22 protein-coding genes are annotated in these 22,113 nt (G+C 58.6%); 4 read left to right on the top strand and 18 right to left on the bottom strand.

Annotated elements, in window-relative coordinates; translation table 11 throughout:
* Positions 1-86 precede the first annotated feature (86 nt).
* The 4 genes from Q0Y02_RS01460 to Q0Y02_RS01445 are packed head-to-tail and all read left to right on the top strand — an operon-like array spanning position 87 to position 2,809.
* Positions 87-776 (top strand): MotA/TolQ/ExbB proton channel family protein, encoded by a 690-nt coding sequence (locus Q0Y02_RS01460; protein WP_297763358.1) that lies wholly within the window; start codon positions 87-89, stop codon positions 774-776.
* Between the two features lie 43 nt (positions 777-819).
* Positions 820-1,350: a biopolymer transporter ExbD gene (locus tag Q0Y02_RS01455; protein WP_297763355.1), complete on the top strand. Its 531-nt coding sequence runs from the start codon at positions 820-822 to the stop codon at positions 1,348-1,350.
* On the top strand, positions 1,347-1,847 hold the full coding sequence (locus tag Q0Y02_RS01450) for a biopolymer transporter ExbD (protein ID WP_297763352.1): 501 nt from the start codon (positions 1,347-1,349) through the stop codon (positions 1,845-1,847). The genes Q0Y02_RS01455 and Q0Y02_RS01450 overlap by 4 nt, the downstream gene beginning before the upstream one ends.
* Complete coding sequence (locus Q0Y02_RS01445; RefSeq protein WP_297763350.1) at positions 1,844-2,809, top strand: AgmX/PglI C-terminal domain-containing protein; 966 nt, start codon at positions 1,844-1,846, stop codon at positions 2,807-2,809. Before Q0Y02_RS01450 ends, Q0Y02_RS01445 begins: the two co-directional genes overlap by 4 nt.
* A gap of 187 nt (positions 2,810-2,996) precedes the next feature.
* On the opposite strand, the gene Q0Y02_RS01440 is transcribed toward Q0Y02_RS01445, so the two are convergent.
* The 18 genes from Q0Y02_RS01440 to Q0Y02_RS01355 all read right to left on the bottom strand — a co-directional run bounded on the left by Q0Y02_RS01440 (position 2,997) and on the right by Q0Y02_RS01355 (position 21,947).
* Complete coding sequence (locus tag Q0Y02_RS01440) at positions 2,997-3,428, bottom strand: thioesterase family protein (RefSeq protein ID WP_297763348.1); 432 nt, start codon at positions 3,426-3,428, stop codon at positions 2,997-2,999.
* The gene (locus Q0Y02_RS01435) at positions 3,428-4,585 is read right to left on the bottom strand and encodes an iron-containing alcohol dehydrogenase (RefSeq protein ID WP_297763345.1); all 1,158 of its coding nucleotides are present in this window, start codon (positions 4,583-4,585) and stop codon (positions 3,428-3,430) included. The genes Q0Y02_RS01440 and Q0Y02_RS01435 overlap by 1 nt, the downstream gene beginning before the upstream one ends.
* A gap of 248 nt (positions 4,586-4,833) precedes the next feature.
* A complete protein-coding gene (locus tag Q0Y02_RS01430; protein WP_297763342.1) occupies positions 4,834-6,432 on the bottom strand; it encodes a GMC family oxidoreductase in 1,599 nt (532 codons plus the stop codon).
* Between the two features lie 11 nt (positions 6,433-6,443).
* Entirely contained in the window at positions 6,444-7,040 is a 597-nt protein-coding gene (locus tag Q0Y02_RS01425; protein ID WP_297763338.1) for a transcriptional initiation protein Tat, read from the bottom strand.
* Positions 7,041-7,373: 333 nt separating this feature from the next.
* Positions 7,374-8,912 carry a GMC family oxidoreductase gene (locus Q0Y02_RS01420; RefSeq protein WP_297763335.1) on the bottom strand — a complete coding sequence of 513 codons (1,539 nt, stop codon included), beginning with the start codon at positions 8,910-8,912 and terminating at the stop codon, positions 7,374-7,376.
* Complete coding sequence (locus Q0Y02_RS01415) at positions 8,909-9,538, bottom strand: hypothetical protein (RefSeq protein ID WP_297763332.1); 630 nt, start codon at positions 9,536-9,538, stop codon at positions 8,909-8,911. Before Q0Y02_RS01415 ends, Q0Y02_RS01420 begins: the two co-directional genes overlap by 4 nt.
* Positions 9,539-9,655: 117 nt before the next feature.
* Complete coding sequence (locus Q0Y02_RS01410; protein WP_297763324.1) at positions 9,656-10,576, bottom strand: cation diffusion facilitator family transporter; 921 nt, start codon at positions 10,574-10,576, stop codon at positions 9,656-9,658.
* A gap of 28 nt (positions 10,577-10,604) precedes the next feature.
* Positions 10,605-11,393: a peptidoglycan DD-metalloendopeptidase family protein gene (locus tag Q0Y02_RS01405; protein WP_297763321.1), complete on the bottom strand. Its 789-nt coding sequence runs from the start codon at positions 11,391-11,393 to the stop codon at positions 10,605-10,607.
* An 88-nt stretch (positions 11,394-11,481) separates the two neighbouring features.
* Positions 11,482-12,390, bottom strand: a complete 909-nt coding sequence (locus tag Q0Y02_RS01400) for a DUF368 domain-containing protein (RefSeq protein ID WP_297763318.1) — start codon at positions 12,388-12,390, stop codon at positions 11,482-11,484.
* Between the two features lie 122 nt (positions 12,391-12,512).
* Entirely contained in the window at positions 12,513-13,175 is a 663-nt protein-coding gene (locus tag Q0Y02_RS01395; RefSeq protein ID WP_297763315.1) for a protein-L-isoaspartate(D-aspartate) O-methyltransferase, read from the bottom strand.
* 48 nt (positions 13,176-13,223) lie between these two features.
* Entirely contained in the window at positions 13,224-14,255 is a 1,032-nt protein-coding gene (locus Q0Y02_RS01390) for a tRNA pseudouridine(13) synthase TruD (protein WP_297763311.1), read from the bottom strand.
* Positions 14,252-14,725, bottom strand: coding sequence for a 2-C-methyl-D-erythritol 2,4-cyclodiphosphate synthase (ispF, locus tag Q0Y02_RS01385; RefSeq protein ID WP_297763806.1), 474 nt, complete (start codon positions 14,723-14,725; stop codon positions 14,252-14,254). Before ispF ends, Q0Y02_RS01390 begins: the two co-directional genes overlap by 4 nt.
* Positions 14,726-14,727: 2 nt before the next feature.
* Complete coding sequence (gene ispD, locus Q0Y02_RS01380; protein ID WP_297763308.1) at positions 14,728-15,441, bottom strand: 2-C-methyl-D-erythritol 4-phosphate cytidylyltransferase; 714 nt, start codon at positions 15,439-15,441, stop codon at positions 14,728-14,730.
* The gene (locus Q0Y02_RS01375; protein WP_297763305.1) at positions 15,438-15,743 is read right to left on the bottom strand and encodes a septum formation initiator family protein; all 306 of its coding nucleotides are present in this window, start codon (positions 15,741-15,743) and stop codon (positions 15,438-15,440) included. Before Q0Y02_RS01375 ends, ispD begins: the two co-directional genes overlap by 4 nt.
* Positions 15,744-15,800: 57 nt before the next feature.
* Positions 15,801-17,093 (bottom strand): phosphopyruvate hydratase, encoded by a 1,293-nt coding sequence (eno, locus tag Q0Y02_RS01370; protein WP_297763302.1) that lies wholly within the window; start codon positions 17,091-17,093, stop codon positions 15,801-15,803.
* Between the two features lie 20 nt (positions 17,094-17,113).
* On the bottom strand, positions 17,114-17,956 hold the full coding sequence (gene kdsA / locus Q0Y02_RS01365; protein WP_035244635.1) for a 3-deoxy-8-phosphooctulonate synthase: 843 nt from the start codon (positions 17,954-17,956) through the stop codon (positions 17,114-17,116).
* Between the two features lie 9 nt (positions 17,957-17,965).
* A complete protein-coding gene (locus Q0Y02_RS01360; RefSeq protein ID WP_297763294.1) occupies positions 17,966-19,594 on the bottom strand; it encodes a CTP synthase in 1,629 nt (542 codons plus the stop codon).
* Positions 19,595-20,045: 451 nt separating this feature from the next.
* Complete coding sequence (locus Q0Y02_RS01355) at positions 20,046-21,947, bottom strand: ATP-dependent DNA helicase RecQ (protein WP_297763291.1); 1,902 nt, start codon at positions 21,945-21,947, stop codon at positions 20,046-20,048.
* Between the last annotated feature and the right edge of the window lie 166 nt (positions 21,948-22,113).

Genomic DNA, 22,113 nt, shown 5'->3' with positions numbered 1-22,113 from the left:
CGCTTTGGGGAAGGTGTAGCAGCCACCACCACGGCATTGCTGCACGCGAAACAATAACACTAACAGGAATACCGCAGGAGAAGTCCATGCCAACCACCACCGCCGCCCAGAACTCTGGGGTTGTCGAGACCGCCATTACCTTTATTCAGGATGGCGGTTTCTTCATGTACCCCATTCTTGTCGTCCTGGCCCTGGGCCTTGCCCTGTCCCTGGAACGAATCATTTACCTCCAGGCCACCAAGGCAAAGAACCAGAAAACCTGGAAAGACGTCTATCCTTTGATCGCCAAGGGCCAATTTCGCCAGGCGCTGGATGTGGTCAGCAACAGCAATACAGGCATGGCCAAAGTCATCGGCTACGGCCTGGAGCGCGCCAAGACTGCCAAGCGTCATGACGATATCGAGCTGGCCATGGAAGAAGGCCTGATGGAAATCATCCCACGCCTGGAAGCCCGCACCCCCTACATCGGCACCTTTGCCAACATCGCCACCCTGCTCGGCCTGCTGGGTACCATTCTCGGTCTGATCAGCGCCTTTACCGCGGTGGCCAGTGCTGACCCGGCCCAGAAAGCCGACCTGCTTTCCGCCTCCATTTCCGTTGCCATGAACACCACCGCCTTCGGCCTGATTGCCGCCATCCCCATGCTGCTGGCCTTCGCCTTTATCAACGCCATGGCCGGCAAACTGGTGGATAGCATGGAAATGGCCTCGGTGAAATTCGTTAACGTCTTCCGCCAGGTTTCTGCCCAGCAAGAGCGCAAGAACGACGGCCAGTAAGCCGTACTTTCTTGTTTTCGCCAATCTGGTGTAAGGATCTGGTATGCGATTTCGCAGACGACGTTCGCGCGACACCGATGTGGAACTGAACATCACTGCCTTTCTGAATCTGATGGTAGTGCTGATTCCCTTTCTGCTCATCAACGCGGTCTTCGCGCAGGTCTCCATCCTGCAGTTGAACCTGCCGGCGGTGAATGAAAGCAGTCCACCTTCGGAAGACGACGAAAAAGACAAGCTGGTGCTGGAAGTGCTGATTTACGGTAACCGCTATGAAGTGGTGGACCGTAACACCAGTGCCGTCCTGAAAATTGTCGATAATCAGGGCGAGGATCACGACAGTGCCGCCCTGCATGATTATCTGGTGACACTGAAAGAAAAGTTTCCCGAGGAAACCGCCATAACCCTGCTCTGTGAGGATGACACCCCCTATGAGGTGATGATCCACACCATGGATGCCGTGCGCCTGTACAACACGCAGGTCAATGGCCAGACCATCAAGAAAGAGCTGTTCCCGAGTATCAGCATCGGTTCAGCGCCACAGGATCAGACTGGCAGTAACGGAGGTGACGCGTGAAGAAATCCGCCCGCGCCCGCCGTATGGCCCGTCACCATGGCCGCCACAAGATGGTTGCCACCCTGAACCTGACTTCACTGATGGATATCTTCACCATCCTGCTGATCTTCCTGCTGGTGAATAACAACAACGCTGCCAAATTACCGGAAGATCAGGATATTCAGCTACCGGAATCTACCGCACAGGAACTGCCCAACGATGTTCTGATCATCCAGGTCAGTGCCACTAATGTGATTATCGATGGCCGTAAAATTGCCGATACCCAAGCGGTTAAAGTGCAAGAAGAACGTACCGTCGATGCCCTGGTGGAAGAGCTGAAATTCCGGGCTTCCCGCGCTATTGCGATAAACCCGGAAGACGAACGGGAAGTGATGATTCAGGCCGACCGGGATGTGCCCTATGCCGTCATCAAGAAACTGATGCGCAGTTGCATGGAGACGCCCTACACCAAGGTCGCCTTTGCTGTCCTGAAAGTGGCAGAGGAGGAGTCTGAATGACGCAGAACAATAACAACAAACTGCGCATACTCATCGATGGTTCCCTGCCCTGGGACAAACAAGAGGGGGAAGACCGGCGCCTTTACGGCATCATTATCATTCTGCTGATTCTGTCATTGCTGCTGATGATTGTGGTGGAATCGGTCACCATCGAGAAACCGGACCCGCGTGAACAACAGGAAATCCCGGAACGTCTGGCGCAGCTGGTCCTTGAGAAGCAAAAAGAACCGCCGCCGCCGGAGCCCGAACCGGAGCCTGAGCCTGAACCCGAGGAAGAAGAGCCGGAACCGGAAGAACCCAAACCGGAGCCCAAACCGCAACCGAAGCCCGACCCCGTCGAACCACAGCGGGAACAGGCCCGGGAAAAAGCCCAGGCTCGACTGGAAGAAGATCTTGGCGATTCCCTGGCGGGTCTGGATGATATCGGCCCATTGGTGAATTCCGGCGACAACCTTCGTACCGGCGGCGATAGCGCAGCCAAGGCCGAGCGAGATCTGATCGGCAAGCGTGCCGGAACCGGCTCCGGCGGTGTGGCAACTGCCAGGGCCTCCAGCGGCGGTGGCGGCGGTGGCACCCTGTCCGCTGGCACTGTTGGCGCCGGCAAGGTGGACAGCAAGATTGCCGAATCCGGCCAGGCTGCCAGCACCAGTCGCAAGGGCAGCGATGGCAAGAGCCGTCGTACCCAGGAGCAGCTGCGGCGCGTATTCGATCGCTACGCTGGCAAGTTCAATAGCCAGTACCAGCGGGCGCTGCGCAGCAACCCGGCCCTGCAAGGCACTGTGGTGCTTTACCTGGTGATTGCTCCCAATGGCGATGTGCAGGATGTGAAAGTGAAATCCAGCCAGCTGGGCGACAGCCAACTGGAACGGCGCATCATGCTGATTGCCAAGGGCATGAACTTTGGTGCCATGAATGTGGAAACCTGGAAGGGAGACTACAAGTTGAACTTCTTCCCCAACTGATCATAACGATCGGCCATAAAAAAGCCCGGCTCAAAAGGCCGGGCTTTTTTGTATCCGTAGGGTGCACTGAGCCTAAGGCGAACTGCACCGATCCGGCGTTTAATGGTGCAGTTCGCCTCAGGCTCAGTGCACCCTACTTTATCCCCTGCCCATTAGAGAGACCTTAAAGGTAAAACGAATCTGTCTGTCAGATCAGTTTATCCAGCGCTGCGCGCAACGGTTCCGGGATCGATACCGGTCGACCGCTTTCCCGATTCACAAAAACGTGCACAACAAAACCGGTCGCCTTGGCCGGCCCTTCAGCACCGAACAGTGCCAGGCCATAACGCACTGAACTGTTACCCAACTTGTCCACCTTCATGCCCACTGACAACGAGTCCGGGTAAGCAGCGGCTTCCAGATAATCACAACCGGAACTGACCACATAGGCGATATGCTCGCCATCATGAATATCCAGGCCGCCGCGCTCAATCAGATAGCGGTTGATGGTGGAATCAAAATAGCTGTAATAAACCACGTTATTGATATGGCCGTAGATATCGTTGTCGCTCCAGCGGCTGTCCACCGGGCAGAGATACCCATACGCATCACGACCAGGCCGGTTGCCCTTCTCTGCCATCAGTACACCGCCTTGTAGATCGCCAGAGCATCCGCCTCGGAGACTTCCCGTGGATTGTTGATCAGCAAACGCTGCTGAAGCATTGCGTCCGCTGCAAGAGTTTCCAGGCTATCTTCGCTAACCCCGGCATCGCGCAGACGCACGGGCAATCCAACCGCATGGATCAGAGCCTCCAGCGCCTCAATCAGTGCCTCGGCACCACCTCTGGCATCAGTAAAACTCCGATCACTGAGAATCGGCGCCAGCTCTGCGTACAGAGGCGCAGCCGCCTCGGCATTGAATTTCAGCACTTCGGGCAGTACCAGGGAGTTGCTCAAACCATGGGGAATATGAAAATGCCCACCCAGCGGATAGGCCAGCGCATGCACGGCGGCCACCGGAGCATTGGCGAACGCCTGCCCGGCCATCATCGCTCCCAGCAAACAGGCTTCACGGGCCGCCAGGTTGCTGCCATCGTTCACTGCTGTCACCAGGTTATCGCCTAACAGGCGCAAGGCCTCGCGGGCGAGCATATCCGAATAAGGATTTTTCTTGTGAGCACTGGTGTACGCCTCGATGGCATGGACCATGGCATCCACACCGGTGGCAGCCGTCACAGGGGCCGGCAGGCCGAGGGTCAGCTCCGCATCCAGCACGGCAAGATCCGGTAGCAGGGAGGGTGCTACCACACCCGCCTTGGTGGTAGCACCGGTAGTCACAATAGCGACCGGGGTAACTTCCGAACCGGTTCCTGCCGTGGTGGGCACCTGTATCAACGGCAGGCGCGGCCCTGTGGCCAGGCCTACCCCGTAGATATCGGACAGTTGCTGACTGGCATCCGGATGCGCCAGCAACGCCACCAGCTTGGCCACATCCATGGATGAACCGCCACCGAACCCAATCACAAGGTCAGCTTTCGCCTCTCTGGCCTGCCGCGCTGCATCCAGCACAACCGTATCGGCTGGATCAGCGCTGACCTGATCGAAGATGGTCAGCGACATACCGGCTTGGCGAAAACTGTCTTCCACCGGGCCAAGCAGTGGCGTGCTGCGGATACCCGGATCCGTGACCAGCAGTACCCAGCTGGCTCCACGCTCCTGACACAGCCCGGGCAGACGGCCGGCGGCGCCCGCCTCTACCAGCACACGATGGGTGGTTGCGAATTCGTAACCCGGCATGATGACTCTCCTGAAATGACGTGCCGATTAGGGCATCAATGCTAGCACAGGCGGGGATGGCGAATGACGCCGTGGGGGCCGCGATTTGCGTCGTGGCTACCAGCAGGAAATCATTTTTTCCCACAGAGGGCACAGAGTTTACTGAGAAGAGAAAAAACGGGGTCAGGCTGGAAGCTAGCCATACACTCAGGAAGAACGGTAGCCCCGAGACGGAACGCCTAGCGTTCCGTCTCGGGGCTGTTTCCTGGTTAACTGATAAAGTAGCTGTGCGCGTTCTCGTTGATCTTGTCGCTCACATACTGAGCCAGCGCCTGCACGGTCCACTGTACCGGCGCCGTCATGGGTTCGGGGATCAGGCTGGCATCAGCCACGAACAGGCCTGCTGTGCCATACACCTGCCCCGTGGGCGCCACCACCGCCTCGTAGGGGTCAGACCCCATCCGGCAGGTACCATGGGGGCTGAAGCTGTTGGCCCGGAAGGTGTACATGCCTTTCAGGCCGAAATCCACCTTGTCCAGGGTTTCATCCAGCGCAAAGACCGAATCCACTTCCAGGTTCTGGAAGGTAGGCATGTAGACCTTTTCCGCGCCGCCGGAGAAGAAGATACGCGCCGCCAGAGCAGCAGACGCCTTCATATTGTTGAATTCTTCCCGGTTCGGGTTCCAGTGAATGGTCTTGTCGCCGCTATAGGCGTCCCCGGACCATTCCACGTATCCCCTGCCCTGGTCCGTGCTGAACGCATTCACACCGGCGTAGTACTTGTAGTTCTTCATGAAGTCGATATGGGCCTTGCCCGCCTTCATGTCACCCTGAGCCAGCAGGGATTCCGGCTCTGCCAACCCCGAGAAGATGGTATAGCCATCGGTGCGGGTGAATTCATCCACCTGCACCCCGACCAACGCACCGCGGAAGCCATAAAGAGGCTCCTTGAACTTTCCCAGTACCTGGGTGAAGGGCTGAATGGACAGGTTGCGACCCAGTTGGCCACTGCGATCTTCCACCTGACTGCGCTGCATGATCAGCGGTGTATGGATAGCGCCAGCGGCCAGTACCACCATGTCCGCATCCACCTGCATGTCGGCCACGTGGGCACCGCTGTCCGGGTCGGTAATTCGCGCTTCGACGCCACGGGCACGACCATCACGGGTAAGCACGCGTACCACTTCGGTATCCGAGAAAATTCGTGCGCCATGGGCGGCAGCCCAGGGCAAATGCGTCACCAGAGAGCTCATTTTCCGGTCAGAAGGACAACCGGCCAGGCAGTGCCCGGTCAGCGCGCACTGCTTCACGTTGCGCTGGGCCGGTTTCCAGGAAAACTCCATTTTCTCGCAGCCCTGGATCACCTTGTGGGCACAGGCATTGATTTCATGAGCCTCGTTGATATGGATCTGCAACTGGTCGGCCACACCATCCAGGTAAGGCCGGAATTTTTCCGCCGACAGATTCTCCAGGCCATACCGGCTCGCCCAGCCATCCAGCACTGCATCGCCGGGCTCTTCCATCACGCAGGCACCGATCACCGTGGAACCCCCAACACAGGCGCCCTGGACGAAAATGATGTCCGCCGTGGTATTTACCTGGCCGACCTGATCCTGATAGATCTTGGTCATGGTATCGCCCAGGTGTTCGGTAAACTGGGAGCTGGGGTAATAGCGGCCGGATTCCAGCACCAGTACATCGCGACCGGCTTTGGCCATTTCATAGGCCACAATGGAACCGGCAGCACCAGAGCCCACCACCACCACATCGGTTTTCAGGGTGAAGCGTTTGCCCAGGTTTGCATCCAGGGCCACATCCTTTGCCTCGGTGACGGGGACACCGTCACGGGCGACACGTACAAAAGCCATAATTCCCCCTGTCAGGCTCGCGGCAACGGTGCATTACCCAGACGCCGCACGCCCCACACTTCGGTCACCGGGCCATGGTATTCCAGCCCCGGCCAGGTGCGCTCATCACGCCAGTAGTTCAATGCCACCAGCGCTTTCAGCGTAGTCATCAGGCCACGCTCGAAGAACGACCCTTCCTGCATGGCGTTAACGTAATCGAGCGCCTTGTCATCGGAGAGGGAGGTGAACTGGCTGAACTTGAAGCTGACCATGGGGCGGTTGTTGAACACCCAGATGCCCAGGCCGAGCAACTCGCGGGTCTGCTGGGGCATACGCTGGGTCATGGCGTCCACATTCTTGACCGTCGGCACGACCTCGGTACTGGATGGCAGCCCATAACTGGCGGTGGGTAGCATGACCTCGGTCAGGCGGGTGATAACCCGGGCTTCGTCCTGATTGAGGCTATGATATTGCAGCGCTTGCGGGGCATTTCGTCGCCCGAACATACTGGCACAACCGGAGGTAACTGCGGCGCTGGCAAGCACGGAGCTGCGCAAAAAACTGCGACGACTCAACGGCTCCAGACCGGCCAGAAAGCCGGGCAGCGGCGCACGCTTGTTGTTATTCATCTAACCCTCTCCTGGGCAGACCCTGTTCCTTTGGGTCCTTGTTGTTATTGGTGGAGCGGTAATTTCTAGTGACCTGTATCCGTGGCTTCAGTGTGGATGCATGGCGCAAGAATTTGTTGTCACAGGCAATTTTCTGAAGAAGCGGCGTATCAGGCAATACGACCGACTGAAGAAAATTGTCTGTGGCGGCAAAGGCTTACGTCAGGCGCCGCGATGAGGCCACGGATGCAGGTCCCAGTCTATAACAAACCGTTACAAACGCCAAAGCCCCAGTGACCGGGAGCAACCGACATCCTGTCAGCCACCCCCGGGCAGGCTGTTGAAGGCACTGAATCAGCCCATATGGCGGGCAATGCGTGTCGCCAGGGCATACACGGTGATCTGAGGGTTAACGATGATAGAGGTGGGTAACAGGCTGGCATCGGCCACATAGAGGCCGGGTACATCATGGCTTTGGCCATTGGCGGCGACCACACTGTGGTCCGGGTCCGCCCCCATACGGCACGTACCCTGTGGATGGTAGCTGACCATGCGCAGATGCTGGGGCTGGTTTTCCAGGCTGTCCACCTGGCTGTCGATATCGGCCTCGCTGCGGATGACACGCTGATCGCTGGCAGGCACATAGACTTCGCTGGCTCCAGCAGCGAGATGCAACCTGGCGGCGGCCTTCAGCGCCCGCTGCATGGAGGGGAAATCGATATCACTCAGCTGGTAGTTGATTTTTTTACGCTCGCCATCCCATTCGATGCTGCCCACATTGTGATCGTGGATCAGCGTCACCAACCCGGCCAGATATTTGGCATTGGCCATATAATCCATAAACGGCTTGCCGGTGCCAGGTTCTGCGGCCATGGTCAGCTCTACCAGCCCTGCCCCGCCATCTTCCAGCACAAAGCCACCCTTGTCCGGATGCATAAATTCATCCACATAGACCCCCAGCATGGCCCCACGCCAGGGGTACACCGGCTCCGGGTAACGGGCAGGCACATACAGGGAGGGGTGGCAGGCAAAGTTTCTGCCCACCTGTCCGGACCGATTTGCCAGCCCGCTCTTGAGCAGCAGCAAGGGGGTCTGCACTGCCCCAGCGGCCAGGATGACACGGGGCGCAGACACGGACAGCGTTGCCGCCACCGTGCCGTCATGGCGGGTAATGATCGCCTCCACGCCACTGGCCTTACCCTCGCGGGTGAGGATTTTTTCCACCCGGGTATCCGCGTATATCTGCGCCCCATGAGCCGCCGCCCATGGCAGATAGGTCACCAGCATGGATTGCTTACGCTCGGTCTTGCAGCCGGACAGGCAATGTCCGGTAAGGCCGCACTGGCGGATATTGCGCTTGAGCGGTTTCACCGACCAGCCCAGTCGATTGGCACCAGCGCGGATCAGACGACCATGCCGAGGAATTTCATGCTCACCGTTATCATGAACGGCCAGGTTCTTTTCCACTTCGTCGAAATACGGCGCCAGTTCGTCAACGGTGAGTTCATTCAGCCCGAAATCCCGCTGCCAGTCCTGCAGAATAAAGTCCGGGGTTCGGAAACAGACACAGCCGTTGACTACCGTGGAGCCTCCCACACAGGCCCCTTGAAGCACCAGCAAATCGCCGTCGCTGTTACTCTGACTGCCATGATCCTGATAGAGGGTGTCCAGGCTGTCGGTGAAATTCTCGGTGAAGTCCTTGGAGGGCACATAAGGACCTGCCTCCAGCACCAGCACTTTCATTCCCCGTTTGGCCAACTCATAGGCGCTGACTGCCCCACCAGCGCCAGACCCGACGATCACCACATCGGCTTCCAGCTGCAAATGGTCACGGGTAACATCACTGGCCTGGTGGACTCGCAAGCCGGAAGCCTGCCATTTCACTTCGCTCATGCCCGCGCCTCCCCATCAGCAACACTGTCAGGCAGCGGTGCATTACCCAGGTATTCCAGCCCCCACTTGTCACTCACCGGTCCATCGAACTCCGTGGGTGGCCAGGTGGCGGAATCCTGCCAGTAGGCACTATAGACGAGCTGCTTGATAACCGTGGCCAGGGTCCGCTGGATCACATTGCCCTGGCCCCAACTATCGAAATAGGCCCGGGCATCGTCATCATTCAAATCGACAAAACGGCTGCCTAGCGTGAACACCGCAGCGTTATCAAACAGACCCAGGCCGGCCGCCACCTCCTTTCGCGTCAGTGGGTGCAAATGCCCCAACAGGGTTTGCACATTCTGCACAACTGGCACCTGCTCGCTGGGCAGCAAAGTGGTGCCATCAACGGGCAACAGTACCTGGCGTGCCCGGTTGAAGAGATGGTATTCCGCCTCGGACAGGCCTTGTGCCCAGGCCGGAGCCGCTTGCTTGTCCAGAGGGGAGCGGCGCAAGAAGGCGAAGCCCCCGGCGGCCACAGCCGCCACACCTGCGGAGCCCAGCAGGCCCCATTTCAGAAACCGCCGGCGGGCCATGCCCTGTTGCCAGATGGCGGAAACCCGCCGCGCCTGAAGCTGGCTTTTCATGGTCTGTCCTCAACGCAGAAACACAGCCTTGAAGCTACTCAAAAGACCACATGAATACAATGTGTTTACTCTGACAGGGAGGCTTGACCGCACAGAACAAGCGGCCAGAAAGGCGTATCAGGAATCGCTGTGATGGGGGCGCGCCACCGGCACGCTGGGGCCTACCGCCACCGGATCCTGGTGGATAATCACATCCGCCGCCGGATAGGCCTGCCGGATCCCCTGCTCGATACGCTCAGCCAGGTCATGGGCCTCACGCAGCGACAGGTTCTGATCCATATCCACATGTAACTGAATAAACTGGGTGCGGCCAGACTGGCGGGTACGCAGGTCATGAAACCCCAGTGCCGGGGCGTGTTCCGCCACAATGGCCCCGATTACATCACGCACATCACCGGGAATCTCCCGATCCAGCAGCAACTGAATGGACTCGCCGGCAATCGACCAGGCGCTGTAAAGAATAAACAAGGCAATCACCAACCCCATGGCGCCATCCAGCCACAGAAAACCATACTGGCTGACCACCAACACCAGAATGATCCCGGCGTTTACTGACAGATCTGACAGATAGTGAAGTGAATCAGCCTCAATGGCGGTTGAGCCGGTCTCTCTGACCACGAATTTCTGGATCAGCAGCAGTCCGAAGGTCAGCGCGATGGAAAACACCATCACTGCTACCCCCACGGCATTCTGCTCAATCGGTTGCGGATCCATCAGTTTGAAAACGGACTGCTGAATCAGGAATATTGACGAGCCGGCAATGAAAATTGCCTGCCCCAACCCCGCCAGCGCTTCAGCCTTGCCATGGCCAAAGCGGTGCTCTTCATCGGCAGGCACCAGAGAATAACGAATGGCAAAGAAATTGATCAGCGAGGCCAGCGAATCCATCACCGAGTCCACCAGCGATGCCAGCAGGCTCACCGAGCCGGTCATTAGCCAGGCCACCGTCTTGGCCGCGATCAGCAGCAACGCCGTAAAGATTGATGCCAATGCGGCAATCATCAAAAGGCGGTGTTCCCGGCGGGTTTCACTGGTCATGGATGGGTTCCATTGGTAAGCAGAGGCGTTATTTCTTGGGCAAGTAGGTGAGCGGATCTACCGGTTTGCCATCCTTGCGAATTTCAAAGTGCAACTGGGTACGGAAAGTACCAGTGGCTCCCATGGCGGCGATCTGCTGTCCTGCCTTTACCGCATCTCCTTCCTTGACCAGCATCCTGTCATTGTGGGCATAGGCACTCAGCCAGCGATCACTGTGTTTGAGAATCAACAGATTGCCGTAACCGGTCAGGCCACTGCCACGATACACCACTCGCCCATCCGCCGCTGCCACTACCGGGCTGTTGGTTTTACCGGAAATGGCAATGCCCTTGCGGCCATGGTTGTCACTGGAAAAGGTTTCTACCACCTGCCCGCCTGCCGGCCAGCGCCAGCTCACCGGGCCCACCGTGGAGCCTGCAGAAGCAGTCGCAGAGGGTTTGGGCGCAGGTGTTTTTTGCTGCTTGGCGGGTGCCGGTTTGCTGGTGGGTTTGTCCTGGGCTTTCGGTGCCGGTTTACTGGTACTTGAGGAGGCCGATGAAGTACCGCTGGAGGGCGCTTTCAGCGCCAGGGAAATACGCTGCCCCGGATAGATGGTATAGGGCGCCGGAATCCTGTTGGCCCTGGCCAGCTCACGATAGTCCCAACCATAACGCCAGGCGATGGAATATAAGGTTTCTCCCCCGCGCACTTCATGGGTGCCAGCGGTGACCTTGCTGGTTCGCGGCTCTTGACCATAGATATCAACGACCGGTGCAAAGTTTCCCGCACTGCAGCCGCTTACCATCACGAAGATCAATGCCGTCGCCAGGACACGCATCAGAATGAGTCGCTACCTGTCGGGTGTTGGCACGCCATTAACCACTCCCTCGAAATGGCACCGGATTACGGTACCGGAAATTCAATACTTACGAATCCTGCGCAACATTATGCACTGGCGCCAGCCGATACAGTAGCCACACCAGCATTGCCGCGACCAGCGCGGCCAGCAGGGCCAATGCCAATTGCGAACCGTCACCGGTTTCACTGGCATATTGCGCCGGTGACAACCAACGATCTTCCAGACCTTGTTCACCCGATACCCGCCAGGGCCACAGCTTCAGCAACGACCCGGCCATGAACCCGGCCAGCAAGGCCATCACGGTGTCGTGATATCGGTGCAGGGTCCATTTGAGCACATGTACAAAACTCAACAGCCCGATGGCACAGCCGGCCATAAAGGCCAGTAACAACGGTATCTCACCTTGCTTCACTGCCTCCAGCACCGGTTGGTACATTCCCAGTAAAAGAAGGATAAAACTGCCGGAAATGCCGGGCAGGATCATGGCGCAGATGGCGAGCATGCCGCTGAAGAAGAACACCGTTGCACCACTGCCCACCGCTGACAGCGCCGGCGCCAGCCCGATGGCCACGGCAATGCCAGTGCCCGCCACAAAGGCGGCGATCTGCACCGGGCCCCGCTTTCGCAGGGGTTTCAATACTAGGAAGATGCTGGCCAGAATCAGGCCACTGAAGAACGCCCATACCGGCACCGGGTGCGTGTCCAACAACCAGGTTATCAGACGGGCCAGCACGGCAATACTGGTGAATATTCCCGCCAGCAGCGTCACCAGAAACGTCAGATTGGCCTGTTGCCAGAACGCCACAACGCCTTGCTGGTGCCATACCTTCAGCAAACGCGGCGTCAGCCCGCCCAGAGTATCGATCAACTCTTCATAAATGCCGGTGATCAACGCCAGGGTGCCACCAGAGACCCCAGGCACCACATCAGCTGCGCCCATGGCCATGCCGCGAAAGAAAATACCGGGTCGAATCATGTTAGTCCTTGAAAAGAGCTTCTAGCTTCTAGCTTTCAGGGTGGGGCTCGCCCCAAACGAAGCGCGACCCCTAACTAAAGAAAAGTGCTTGTTTTACTCGCAGCTAGTAGCTAGTAGCTGCCCTACCGCATCACCCCACGCTGGAATGGCACGAAGCGGACAGCATCCAGTGATTGCACATGGAACTGGTCGCCATCACGATCGACCACAGTAAGGATCTGCTGACGATCACCGCCCACTGGCATCACCAAACGGCCACCGTCTGCCAGTTGTGACAACAGATCATCAGGAATGTCCGCACGGGCGCAGGCAGCCAGGATCGCATCAAAGGGGGCTTCACTCTTCCAGCCAAAGCCACCATCCGCGTGTTTGAGCTGTACCCGAGCCAGGCCCAGCTTCATCAAACGCTTGCGCGCCTGATCCTGTAATGGCCGGATGCGTTCCACGGAATAGAGGGCGTCACAGAATTGGGCCAGCACTGCCGTTTGATAACCACAGCCTGTGCCGATCTCGAGCACCTTGGTTGGTCTGCCGTTGGCGATCAACAATTCGGTCATACGTGCCACCACCCAGGGCTGGGAAATGGTCTGTCCGTGGCCGATGGGCAATGCCGTATCGTCGTAGGCCTGGTGTGCCAGAGCTTCTTCAATAAACAGGTGACGCGGCGTATTGCGGATGGCATCAAGCACACGTTCGTCACTGATACCGGCATCACGCAGCCGCTGCACCAGACGATCCCGGGTCCGTGCAGAGGTCATGCCGATGCCACTAAGTTGGATATCCATCTGTACTTCTTTTGCCTCTGGATGTGCCTCTCGGCGGATCACTCAGGGTTAACCTGCGGTTTGTGACTCAGGTTTTATTATTTCCGCCATGACTGTCGTGGCAAAAGCGCCTGTGGGCAGCGTAAACGCCAGCTCCAGGCACACTTCCCCTTCCCTTTCAGTTTGCCAGGACCACTGCAATTCCCGTACCGGCAACCGTGTTGCCCGGCGGGCTTCGTCAACGCCGACGCGGCACAGGCCATCAATTACGGTGGCGTAGGGTGCGAGTATTTGCTGTTCCAGTTCCCGGCAAGGGCCAGATGATGCCATGCCCGGCACCCCCGGCAAAGGGGCGGTTGGATGAACCTCACCGGCAATCACTCTTTCGTAGGCATCTGTGTCGTCGTCCGCAGGGAACAGGCCGCGGCTCCCTTGCGGCTGCAGCAGATCACCGGCCAGTACCCGGTCCCAGCATTGTCGGTTAACGCGCTCGGCAAGGACCTGGTTGAATAAGTCGCTGCGCACCGCTGACAGCCACAGGCCGCGCAGCGCTTTCTTGCGCGGCGCTTCACCCCCACACAACCACTCAGTTCCCCGCACCAGGTTACCGGCACCGCGACCAAAGCGTTGTTCACCAAAATAGTTGGGCACGCCCTGACGCTCAATGGTGGCCAGTTGTTGTTCCAGCTGCTGGCGATCCCCCTGGAAATCGGTGACACGAAGCACAAAACCGTTGGCACGATGAGTACCCCGGTTCAGCTTGCGGCGGTGGCGAAGGCCTTGAAGCACCCTCAGCCCTGGCGGCCAGTCAAACTCAGGGTCTGCCTTGCCGGGCAGATGCAGGCTGAACCACTGGCGGGTAATGGCATGCTTATCTTTAAGCCCGCTGTAGCCTACAGCCAGGCGGTGCACGCCCGCCTGTTTGGCCAGTAACAACGCCACATCCTCGGTGTTCCAGCCGGTCTTCTCAATCTCCAGCCACAGGTGCTCGCCCTCGCCTTCCGGGCGCACATGCATGTGCTCGAATACCTGAAAGTCCGCCGGGGAAGCTTTCAGCACCCCCGTGGATGCCGGGCCGCCATGGGCGCAGGGAAGACTCATCGAGACTCCACAAGTACCACGGCCTGCACCGCAATACCTTCCTTGCGACCAGTGAAACCGAGTTTTTCGGTGGTCGTCGCCTTGACGGAAACCTGCCCCACCTCGCAATCGAGCAGATCGGCAATGCGCTGGCGCATGGCGCCAATATGAGGAGCCAGTTTAGGGGCCTGGCAGATGACGGTGATATCCGCATTGCCCAATTGCCAGCCGGCCGCGGTCACATCCTGATAGATCGCCGCCAACAAGGTGCCAGAATCCGCGCCCTGCCATTGCGGATCGGTGTCCGGGAAGTAGTGACCGATATCCCCCAGAGCCAGAGCTCCGAGCAAGGCATCCGACAGGGCATGCAGGGCCACATCACCATCCGAGTGAGCCTTGAGTCCATGGCTGTGAGGGATCGCCACACCGCCCAGCATCACGTGGTCACCGTCTGTGAACGCATGCACATCGAAGCCCTGGCCGATACGAATACTCACAGCATGCTCTCCTCGTCGCCCAGCTGGCAGGCCAGATAGAAACGGGCCAGTGCAAGATCTTCCGGGACGGTAACCTTGATATTGTCACCATGCCCCGCCACCAACGCCGGACGGCGTCCCACTCGTTCCATGGCAGAGGCTTCATCGGTAATGCCGGTCAGATCACCCTGCAGGGCATCGTGCAACGCACGAGCAGGGAACAACTGCGGCGTCAGCGCCCGCCAGATACAGTCACGATCCAGAGTGGCGGCAATATGGTTGCCCTCATCGGCCTGCTTGATGGTATCTACCACCGGCAAGGCCAATATAGCGCCCTGACTGTCGGTCTGGTCGAGCAGGTTCTGAATGTCTGACAACCGTACCAGAGGCCGGGCCATATCATGAACCAGCACCCAGGCGTTCTCTCCACCCAGCTCCAGCGCCCTGGCGACGCCGTTGCGCACGGATTGGGCCCGAGCGGCTCCGCCACTGACAGTGGCAATACGCGAATGCGTGGACACCCCCAGCGTCGGCCACCAGGGATCCTGAGCGGATACGGCTACCAACACCCGGTCGATGGGGGCAAACGATAACAAACGATTGAGGGTATGCTCGGCCAGGGTCTTGCCGGCCAGTGACAGGTACTGCTTGGGAAAACCCGCCCCCATGCGTTCACCGATACCGGCAGCCGGTACCACCGCAAAGAGAGGGCCGTTAATGACAGGATTCACTCACCGCCCCGGGGTTGTTCGAGAATCAGGAAAAAACTTTCACCGTCGCGGATCATGCCCAGATCCTTGCGGGCGATCTCTTCCACCGCTTCGGTGCCCTGCTTGAGATCTTTCACATCGGCTGCCATCAGCCGGTTGCGTTCGTTCAGTTTGGCATTGCTCTGCTTGAGTGTGGCCACCTCTTTTTCCAGTGTCGCCACATGACGCAGACTGCCCTCACCAAACCACAGCCGGGCCTGCAGGCCAACAAATACCAGAGCCAACAGAGCAATCACAATCTGACTGGCGGGAGACAGCTGCATGGCCTCCCGCTTGCCAGATTCCGTCCCTGCCCTGCTGGTTCTGGTATCCGGCATCATTTAACCGAGGAACTTGAACTCTTTGCGACCATGGTAGGCAGCACGCCCCAGTTCCTGCTCGATGCGGATCAGGCGGTTGTACTTGGCCACCCGGTCGGAGCGGCACAGAGAACCGGTTTTGATCTGCCCGGCGGCCGTAGCCACAGCCAGGTCGGCAATGGTGCTGTCAGCAGTTTCACCACTACGGTGGGAAATCACGGCGGTGTAACCGGCATCCTTGGCCATCTTGATGGCATCCAGAGTTTCGCTGAGAGAACCGATCTGGTTGAACTTGATCAGGATGGAGTTGGCCACACCCTCATCGATGCCTCGCTTGAGGATTTTGGTGTTGGTTACGAACAGATCGTCGCCTACCAACTGAATCTTTTTACCCAGCTTATCGGTGAGGATTTTCCAGCCATCCCAGTCGGATTCATCCATGCCATCTTCAATGGAGATGATCGGGTAACGGTCGCACAGCTCAGCCAGATAGCTGGCGAACTCTTCAGAATCCATGCTGCGCCCTTCACCGGCCAGCACGTATTTACCGTCTTTGTAGAATTCGCTGGCTGCGCAGTCCAGGGCCAGGGTCACGTCATCACCGGCCTTGTAGCCAGCAATCTCGATGGCTTCCATGATCGCTTCCAGAGCCGCCTCGTTGCTGGGCAGGTCCGGGGCGAAACCACCTTCGTCACCCACTGCGGTGTTCAGACCACGCTTTTTCAGCACGCCTTTCAGGGCGTGGAAAATCTCGGCGCCATAGCGGATTGCTTCAGCCACCGTGGGAGCCCCCACCGGCTGAATCATGAACTCCTGGATATCCACGTTGTTATCCGCGTGCTCGCCACCGTTGATGATGTTCATCATCGGTACCGGCAGGGAGTATTCGTTGTCATCGTCCTGCAGGTCGGAAATGTACTCGTACAGGGGCTTGCCCTGATCCACTGCAGCGGCTTTGGCTGCAGCCAGAGACACTGCGAGAATGGCGTTGGCGCCGAACTTGGCTTTGTTCTCGGTGCCGTCGGCATCGATCATGGCCTTGTCCAGGGCCTTCTGGTCGCCGGCTTCCATTCCTACCAGCAGTTCCCGGATGGCGGAGTTCACATTGCCAACGGCCTTGGTAACGCCCTTGCCCAGGTAACGGGCCTTGTCGCCATCACGCAGCTCCAGCGCTTCGCGGGAACCGGTAGAGGCACCACTGGGGGCACAGGCACTGCCGGAGGCGCCGGATTCCAGAATCACATCAGCTTCGATGGTGGGATTGCCACGGGAGTCGAGAATTTCGCGGGCTTTGATGTCAACGATCTTGGACATGACAGTCAATCTCTCTTCAATCAGTTGTTTTCAAAGGCAGGCAGTGCCTTGACGGTATTATCCAGGGTTTGCATTCGTGTCAGGAATGGCTCCAGACGGTCCAGACGCAGGGCGCAGGGGCCATCGCATTTGGCATTGTCCGGGTCCGGGTGGGCTTCCAGGAACAATCCGGCGATGCCCTGGCTGATGCCGGCAAGACCGAGTTCAGCCACCTGAGCACGACGACCATCGGCGCTGTCCGCACGACCCCCTGGCTTCTGTAGGGCATGGGTCACGTCGAAAAACACCGGGTAGTTGAATTGTTTCATGATGCCAAAGCCGAGCATGTCCACCACCAGGTTGTTGTACCCGAAGCTGGAACCACGCTCACAGAGGATAAGCTGGTCGTTACCGGCATCCTCGCACTTGTGCAGGATATGACTCATTTCGTGGGGAGCCAGGAACTGGGGCTTCTTGATGTTGATGATGGCCCCGGTCTTTGCCATGGCCACCACCAGATCCGTCTGCCGGGCCAGAAAGGCCGGCAACTGGATGATATCCGCCACCTCGGCCACCGGTGCCGCCTGATAGGGCTCATGCACATCAGTGATCACCGGACAATTGAAGGTTTGCTTGATCTCTTCAAAGATCTTCAGCCCCTCTTCCATCCCCGGCCCCCGGTAGGAGCTCAGCGAGGAACGGTTGGCCTTGTCGAAGCTGGCCTTGAACACCCAGGGAATGCCCAGCTTGCTGGTCACTTCCGCATAGGCTTCCGCCACCTGCATGGCCAGATCACGGGATTCCAGCACATTCATGCCGCCGAACAGAGCCATGGGCTTGTCGTTGGCAAATTCCAGCTCGCCTAGCTTGATGGTCTTCTGCATAACAGGTCCTTAGTGTGCTTTCTGTTCCGCCAGGGCCGCAGCCACATAGCCCCTGAACAGACCATGCCCATCACGAGGCGTGGACGTAAACTCCGGGTGGAACTGACAAGCCACAAACCAGGGGTGGTCTGCCACCTCGATCACTTCCACCAACTCGCCATCCGTTGAACGGCCAACAATCTTGAGGCCGGCGGCTTCCAGTTGCGGCAAGTAATTGTTGTTCACTTCATAGCGATGACGATGGCGCTCGATAATACTGGTATCACCATAGCACTCGGCGGCACGGCTGCCCGCCTCCAGAATACATTCCTGGCCACCCAAACGCATGGTGCCACCCAGATCGGATTCCTTGGAACGCTGTTCCTTGCGACCGTCTTCCGTGGTCCACTCGGTGATCAGCCCTACCACCGGGTCCGGCGTATCCGGACGCAGTTCGGAGGAATGCGCGTTTTCGATACCGGCCACGTGACGGGCGTATTCGATTACTGCCAGTTGCATACCCAGGCAGATGCCCAGGTACGGCACCTTGTTTTCACGGGCATAACGGATGGCAGCGATCTTGCCTTCCGTGCCGCGATCGCCAAAGCCACCGGGGACCAGGATGGCATCCAGGTTTTCCAGCACCCCAGTGCCTTCGCGTTCAATATCTTCCGCATCCAGATAAAGGATATTCACCTTGGCCCGGTTGCTGATGCCAGCGTGGATCAAGGCTTCATTGAGTGACTTGTAGGCATCGACCAGCTCGATGTACTTGCCCACCATGCCGACGGTGACTTCGCTTTCCGGATTCAGCTGGGCTTCTACCACACGATCCCATTCGCCCAGATCCGGCTCCGGCAGATCCAGGCCGAACTTCTCCACCACAATGTCATCCAGGCCCTGTTCGTGCATGCCACGGGGCACCTGATAGATGGTTTTGCAATCCGGGGAGGAAATCACCGCCCGCGCTTCCACATTGGTAAACAGGGCAATCTTGTCGCGGGCACTCTGCGGAATCGGGTCATCTGCCCGGCACACAAGAATATCCGGCTGCAGGCCGATGGAGCGCAGCTCCTTCACGGAATGCTGGGTGGGCTTGGTCTTGATCTCACCTGCAGTGGCGATATAGGGCACCAGAGTCAGGTGCACCAGCAAGGACTGGCTGGAGCCCAACTCCACACGCATCTGCCGTGCCGCTTCCAGGAATGGCAGGGACTCGATATCCCCGGCGGTACCACCGATTTCCACGATGGCAACGTCCGCATCCCCCGCCCCTTCGCGGATCTTCAGCTTGATCTCGTCGGTAATATGGGGGATCACCTGCACGGTGGCACCCAGGTACTCACCGCGGCGCTCCTTGTCCAGCACGTCCTGATAGACACGGCCGGTGGTAAAGCTGTTGCGACGACTAAGGCGAGTGCGAATAAAACGCTCGTAGTGACCCAGGTCCAGGTCGGTTTCGGCGCCGTCTTCGGTCACGAATACCTCACCGTGCTGGTAAGGGCTCATGGTGCCGGGATCCACATTAATATACGGATCCATTTTGATCAGGGTGACGTTGAGGCCGCGGGCTTCCAACAAAGTGGCCAGGGATGCTGAAGTGATCCCCTTACCCAAAGACGACACCACACCGCCGGTGACAAAGATGAAACGTGACATGCACTCACCAGATTGCTAGTGGGTTGGTAGCACTCTCACCAGTGTAACCGGCACCAATAAAAAAACACCCTGCACGCATGACACGGGCAAGGGGCTTTCTGAATCGGGTTGGCCAGCTACGCAAGTGATGGTTGAACACCTGAAAATTCAGGGGCTTGCGCTACATCAGGACGGGAGAAAATGTTAACAGAAGGCGCCCCTCGCCTCAATCGGAATCGCTCTCGGGAGCGTAAAAAGTGGTGCCGGCTGATGCACGGCGCAGGACTATCCTGAAGGACTCAGTCGTTATTTCATCTACCGGTGCCACTTTCGATGCTCAAGGAGTTGCGGGTGCGGGTTGCGAAATGGGAAACCGGCCCGGCCTTTGGTAACTCGCAACTGCCATCCTGGGCAGGTCTGAATTAGCCAGGCTGCGCCAGGTGATCGGAATTCCCCCCCCGTGCCCCCGGTGTCAGTCGCCCTTACAGGCGGCCAGCACCTCGGAAAACGGCGCCCCCATCTGTGAGCCGAACGACGGGTGTCGGGCCAGGCGGGCTCGGCTGGCTCTGGGGCTGGTGATGCCGCAGAGAAAGCGGGCCAACTGCCGGGGCGTGGTCAGGGCCTGGTGGTTTTCCTCACGCATGGCGTGAATCACTGCCGGGTCCGGTGCACGGTGGCGACGGGACGGCAACTGCGGCTGTTCGCCGAGGCAGGCGCTGCACTGGCCGCAGGGCTGCGCGAGAGTCTCGCCGAAATAGCCGACCAATGCCTGCTGGTGACAATCACCACTCCCCGCCCAGTCACACACCTGCTGCAAGCGCTGGATATCGCGCTGCTCACGCAGGGCAAACTGCTCCTGCATCCGCACGATCAAGGGCTCACTTTCCGCTGGCGGGTTGAGCATTCGATACCCCTGACGCACACCGGCCACCCGTAGCTCGATCATCTGCTGCTGTTCCAGATAGTTCAGGGCATTGAGGATCCGCAATCGATCATCGCCCAGTGTCTGGGCGGCGTCGATGGGCCGCAAGGTCAGCCAAACTCGACCCTCCTTACCAGTGGCAAACAGGCGCTCCAGAAAAGCGGCCCGCTCCGGGTTGAAGCCGGCAAGAATCTCTTCCCTCGAACCCTGGAAAGCCACCTTGTATTCGGTATAGAACGGCGCCGTAGCGCGGATCACCCCTTCCAGTTCCAGGTAGGTCAGCAAGGTGTTGATGACCAGAGGCCGCACATCGAACTGCCCGGACAACTCATGAACGGCAAGGTCGAATTGCCCCGGCTGCGACAACAGCCAGCGAATCAGGGCAGCCAGCGACTCACCGTCCGGTGTATCCCCATAGGTGAAATTCTCCAGCACCGTCAGGTCATCCCGGTTGGCAAGCAGATGGCAATGGGAGGATTGTCCGTCGCGACCGGCCCGGCCAATTTCCTGCATATAGTTTTCCAGGGATTTGGGCAGGTTGTAGTGATAGATCGCGCGAATGTCGGCCTTGTCGATCCCCATGCCGAAAGCGATGGTGGCAACCACGATGTCGGTCTCCCCGGCCATGAACGCCTCCTGCACCTGATGGCGGGGCTCATCTTTGAGCCCGGCGTGGTAGGCCTGGGCATTAAATCCCTGTGCCTGCAAAAAGGCCGCCACCGTCTCGGCGGTCTTCTGCAAAGTCACATACACGATAGCGGGTTCAGCAGGCCGACTGGTGAGCTGATCCAGCAGGTACTGATCACGCTCGGCAGTACGGCAAGGGCGCACCGCCAGGGCCAGATTGGGACGAAAAAAACCGGTCTGAATATGATCCGCCCCGGCGATGTCGAAACTATCGCAAATCTGCTCTGCCACCTGCGGGGTGGCCGTGGCGGTCAGCGCCAGCACCCGGCCCACCTTGAGATCCCGGGCCAGCTGCGCCAGCTTCAGATAGTCGGGTCGAAAGTTATGCCCCCACTCGGACACACAGTGCGCCTCATCCACTGCCATCATGCTGATAGACAGGCGCTTCAACCGGGCCAGGAAACGCTCATTGGCGAGACGCTCCGGCGCCACATAGAGCAGCTTGATAGTGCCTTCGTCGAGACCTTGATAGATGGCCTGCAACTCTCCGGCGTCGACACTGGAATCCAGTCGTGCTGCCGGAATATTCAGGCGATTGAGCTGGTCCACCTGATCCTTCATCAGCGCAATCAACGGCGACACCACCAGCGTCAGCCCATCCAGCATCAATGCCGGCAACTGGTAACAGAGGCTTTTACCGCCGCCGGTAGGAAACACCGCCAACGCCGAGCGGCCAGCCAGCAGCGCGTCGATGACTGCCTGCTGACCGGGACGAAAGGTCGGGAGCTTGAATGTTTGTTGCAGTAATTGTTGCGCGTCTTGCATGGATACTCTTTTGGCTAATCAGGCGAAGTTCGGGGCACGCTGGCCAGGGTCATGGCTGCCTGCTTGCAGGCCCATAATCCAAAGGTACAGACCTGAAGTCCCCTGCTATATCAGTCAGCGTTGATCAAATCTGTAGGACATTGGCCAATCTGGAACGCTTCGTAGG

It is taken from the genome of uncultured Alcanivorax sp., from assembly GCF_947258575.1.
GTDB lineage: Bacteria > Pseudomonadota > Gammaproteobacteria > Pseudomonadales > Alcanivoracaceae > Alcanivorax.
Note: the sequence above shows the minus strand (reverse complement) of the source record. Positions and strands in the feature narration are given on the sequence as shown.

Bases quoted from the DNA above. Each gene is read 5' to 3' on its own strand.
- Q0Y02_RS01360 (WP_297763294.1), bottom strand. From the start codon at position 19,594: ATGTCACGTTTCATCTTTGTCACCGGCGGTGTGGTGTCGTCTTTGGGT.
- Q0Y02_RS01395 (WP_297763315.1), bottom strand. From the start codon at position 13,175: ATGGATATCCAACTTAGTGGCATCGGCATGACCTCTGCACGGACCCGG.
- Q0Y02_RS01400 (WP_297763318.1), bottom strand. From the start codon at position 12,390: ATGATTCGACCCGGTATTTTCTTTCGCGGCATGGCCATGGGCGCAGCT.
- Q0Y02_RS01375 (WP_297763305.1), bottom strand. From the start codon at position 15,743: ATGCAGCTGTCTCCCGCCAGTCAGATTGTGATTGCTCTGTTGGCTCTG.
- Q0Y02_RS01405 (WP_297763321.1), bottom strand. From the start codon at position 11,393: ATGCGTGTCCTGGCGACGGCATTGATCTTCGTGATGGTAAGCGGCTGC.
- Q0Y02_RS01435 (WP_297763345.1), bottom strand. From the start codon at position 4,585: ATGCCGGGTTACGAATTCGCAACCACCCATCGTGTGCTGGTAGAGGCG.
- Q0Y02_RS01420 (WP_297763335.1), bottom strand. From the start codon at position 8,912: ATGAGCGAAGTGAAATGGCAGGCTTCCGGCTTGCGAGTCCACCAGGCC.
- Q0Y02_RS01425 (WP_297763338.1), bottom strand. From the start codon at position 7,040: ATGAATAACAACAAGCGTGCGCCGCTGCCCGGCTTTCTGGCCGGTCTG.
- Q0Y02_RS01460 (WP_297763358.1), top strand. From the start codon at position 87: ATGCCAACCACCACCGCCGCCCAGAACTCTGGGGTTGTCGAGACCGCC.
- Q0Y02_RS01390 (WP_297763311.1), bottom strand. From the start codon at position 14,255: ATGAGTCTTCCCTGCGCCCATGGCGGCCCGGCATCCACGGGGGTGCTG.
- Q0Y02_RS01430 (WP_297763342.1), bottom strand. From the start codon at position 6,432: ATGGCTTTTGTACGTGTCGCCCGTGACGGTGTCCCCGTCACCGAGGCA.
- Q0Y02_RS01445 (WP_297763350.1), top strand. From the start codon at position 1,844: ATGACGCAGAACAATAACAACAAACTGCGCATACTCATCGATGGTTCC.
- Q0Y02_RS01455 (WP_297763355.1), top strand. From the start codon at position 820: ATGCGATTTCGCAGACGACGTTCGCGCGACACCGATGTGGAACTGAAC.
- Q0Y02_RS01355 (WP_297763291.1), bottom strand. From the start codon at position 21,947: ATGCAAGACGCGCAACAATTACTGCAACAAACATTCAAGCTCCCGACC.
- Q0Y02_RS01440 (WP_297763348.1), bottom strand. From the start codon at position 3,428: ATGGCAGAGAAGGGCAACCGGCCTGGTCGTGATGCGTATGGGTATCTC.
- Q0Y02_RS01410 (WP_297763324.1), bottom strand. From the start codon at position 10,576: ATGACCAGTGAAACCCGCCGGGAACACCGCCTTTTGATGATTGCCGCA.
- Q0Y02_RS01415 (WP_297763332.1), bottom strand. From the start codon at position 9,538: ATGAAAAGCCAGCTTCAGGCGCGGCGGGTTTCCGCCATCTGGCAACAG.
- kdsA (WP_035244635.1), bottom strand. From the start codon at position 17,956: ATGCAGAAGACCATCAAGCTAGGCGAGCTGGAATTTGCCAACGACAAG.
- eno (WP_297763302.1), bottom strand. From the start codon at position 17,093: ATGTCCAAGATCGTTGACATCAAAGCCCGCGAAATTCTCGACTCCCGT.